Annotated in this window: 4 protein-coding genes; all 4 read left to right on the top strand. The window is 58.9% G+C overall.

The features are described 5' to 3' along the window. Nucleotides 1-393: glycoside hydrolase family protein (locus Q0C48_RS12220; protein ID WP_291524747.1), on the top strand; the 393-nt coding region annotated here is incomplete at its 5' end. Next, entirely contained in the window at nucleotides 390-1,229 is an 840-nt protein-coding gene (locus Q0C48_RS12215; RefSeq protein ID WP_172437569.1) for a patatin-like phospholipase family protein, read from the top strand. The genes Q0C48_RS12220 and Q0C48_RS12215, both read left to right, overlap by 4 nt. Before the next feature lie 66 nt (nucleotides 1,230-1,295). Further along, nucleotides 1,296-1,838 carry an ORF6N domain-containing protein gene (locus Q0C48_RS12210; protein WP_010637454.1) on the top strand — a complete coding sequence of 181 codons (543 nt, stop codon included), beginning with the start codon at nucleotides 1,296-1,298 and terminating at the stop codon, nucleotides 1,836-1,838. A gap of 19 nt (nucleotides 1,839-1,857) precedes the next feature. Next, nucleotides 1,858-2,678, top strand: an 821-nt coding sequence (locus Q0C48_RS12205; RefSeq protein ID WP_291524742.1) for an ISL3 family transposase, incomplete at its 3' end; no start/stop codon positions are given.

Below are 2,678 nucleotides of genomic sequence, written 5' to 3'. Positions count from 1 at the left end.
GTCCCCGGCTATACGGTTCAGGGTAACCCCACCATTGGCTATGGCCGCAATCTGATCGCCCAAGGGATATCCGAAGAGGAAGCGCGCGTTCTTTTGGAACGGGACGTCGCGCGAGCTTGGCACGAAGTGCGCGAGCATTTGCCCTGGGCGGAGAGCCAACTGTCCGTGGTGCGCTTTGCGGTGCTGGTGAACATGACGTTCAATTTGGGGATTCAGGGATTGCTGGGTTTTCACGAGATGCTCCAGGCCTTGCAGCAGGGTGACTACGCCGGCGCTGCGGATGCCATGGTTCAGAGTCTTTGGTACCAGCAGACCGGGGAACGGGCGCGCACCTTGGTGGAACAGATGCGTAGCAATCGATGGCCGGCATTGCCAAGGACCACGGCGTTGTGAACCATCCGGTTGCGGGGTCCAAAAAGCCGATCCAGGTAGCGCTGAGCGGCTCCGGTTTTCTGCTGCCCGTGCATTTGGGGGCATTGCAGGCCATCGAAGCCGCCGGGTACCGTGTCTCTGCTTTGAGTGGTACGTCGGGTGGCGCTATCGTGGCCGTCCTTTACGCGGTGCATCGAGACATTCCGTCTTTGGTGAACCTCGTCCTGGATACCGACTGGCAACCGTTCATGAATTTCGACTCCTGGACCAACGGCTGGCGTCTCCTGACCCGGCGGGGTATCTGCGCGACCGCAGCCCTCGATGCTTTTCTGACCCGGCACACACAAGGACAATCCTTTGCCGACCTTGACCTGGAGCTTTTCGTCTGCGCTACGGACTTGCTGCGTGGGCAACGCACCGTTTTCTGTCGAGCGGAAACGCCGGAACTGCCTGTCGCAAAGGCAGCCAGAGCGTCGTCCTCGTTGCCTTTTGTCTATCCACCCAAGCGGGTCGATGGGAGGCTCTATGTGGATGGCGGTCTGACCGACGACATACCGGGCGACGTGCTTCCCAAAGATAGCGAGGTTCCTTCTGTCGGCGTCTACTTGACGGGAGAACCACCCAGGCTTCACGGGAACGAACCGACGCTTTTCGCCCTGGCATCGCTGAGCGTGCGCGATCTGCTGCGTGGGCAGGAATACCTGGACCGGCATGCCGCGCCGTGGGTGCGCTTTCTTCCGGTGGACACCGGAAACCTGAACATGCTGGACGCCCGGATGCCCAGGACGGACCGGGAACAACTCATGGAGCTTGGACGGGTCGGCATGGAAAAGCTCTTGCAAAATCTCGCCGCGTAGAAAAATAGACGGCCACCCCATAAACATCTATCATTGACCTCGTAATCTCCTGTGTACGAGAACGAAATGACCGTAGCCGAACCCATGCAGGTAGAAGCCCTTGCACAGCGGATTTACCGCATACGTGGGCTGCGCGTCATGCTCGATGCTGACCTGGCGGAACTCTACGGGGTCACCACCAAACGGCTCAATGAGCAGGTCAAGCGCAATTCGGACCGTTTCCCGTCGGACTTCATGTTCCAACTGGACGATGAGGAGTATGCGGCTTTGAGGTCGCAATTCGCGACCTCAAACACCGGGCGTGGTGGCCGCCGGTATCTGCCCTACGCCTTTACCGAACATGGGGCTATCATGGCGGCCACAGTGCTCAACTCCGCCAAGGCCATCGAGATGAGCGTTTTCGTGGTGCGGGCCTTTGTCCAGTTGCGCGAAATACTGGCAACCCACCAGGAACTGGCCGAGAAACTAGACGCGCTGGAGCGCACCGTATCCACCCACGATCAGGCCATCGCCGGGTTGATCAACGCCATCCGGGAGTTGACCCACACTCCTCCGTCCAGGTCTCGCCCTATCGGGTTCACGGCTGACATCCATGGTGACGGGCAGTAGTTCACGGCGAGGGCACCCCATGGGCGAGAACCCAGCCTCATTAGAATCACCCCCCGATGCCTCGGCCAATATCATTCGGCTACCTGGTTACGCGATACGCACCCTACGGGAAACAGGACACGATTATCATATACAGATCGAAACTCTGGCACCGACGGCGGTCTGCCCAGCATGTCAGGGTGTCCAGTGCGTAGGTTATGGCCGTTCAGAACTACTGGTCCATGACCTGCCCATGCACGGGAAACGGGTGGGTCTCTATATTGACGCCCGGCGCTTCAAATGCCGGGGCTGCGGCAAAACCTTTATGGAATCGCTGCCTGCAGTGGACGGAAAGCGCCGCATGACGGAGCGACTGGCCCATTGGATCGGCCCTCGTTCGCTCAACTATACGTTTACCAGTGTCGCCGAAGAAATCGGCGTTACGGAAGGCACCATTCGCAACATCGCCCACGATTATATTGAGGCGCTGGAGCAGACTCACCACTTCGAGACGCCGGAATGGATGGGTATCGACGAAATCCATCTGCTGCGTCGCCCCCGCGCCGTGATTACCAATCTGCGGGAAAATACCGCCATTGATCTACTACCAGATCGCGGCAAGCGGAGCATTCTGCGGTATCTCGCTGCCCTGAAGCAAAGGGATCGCATCCGCACAGTCGCCATGGATATGTGGCGGCCCTACCGAGATGCAGTTCATGAAGTGCTGCCTGATGCGTCTGTCGTGGTGGACAAGTTCCATGTTCTACGCATGGCCAACCAGTCTATGGATGAACTTCGCCGCTCGTTGTCTCGCTCCAAAGATGCTGATCGTTTACGTCGGAGGGCCGCAGGGGTCAAGAA

This window comes from Acidithiobacillus sp. (assembly GCF_023255755.1).
Lineage (GTDB): Bacteria > Pseudomonadota > Gammaproteobacteria > Acidithiobacillales > Acidithiobacillaceae > Acidithiobacillus.
This window is presented reverse-complemented; position numbering and strand designations above follow the sequence as displayed.

Coding starts and splice junctions, on each gene's coding strand:
- Q0C48_RS12210 (WP_010637454.1), top strand. CDS start 1,296: ATGACCGTAGCCGAACCCATGCAGGTAGAAGCCCTTGCACAGCGGATT.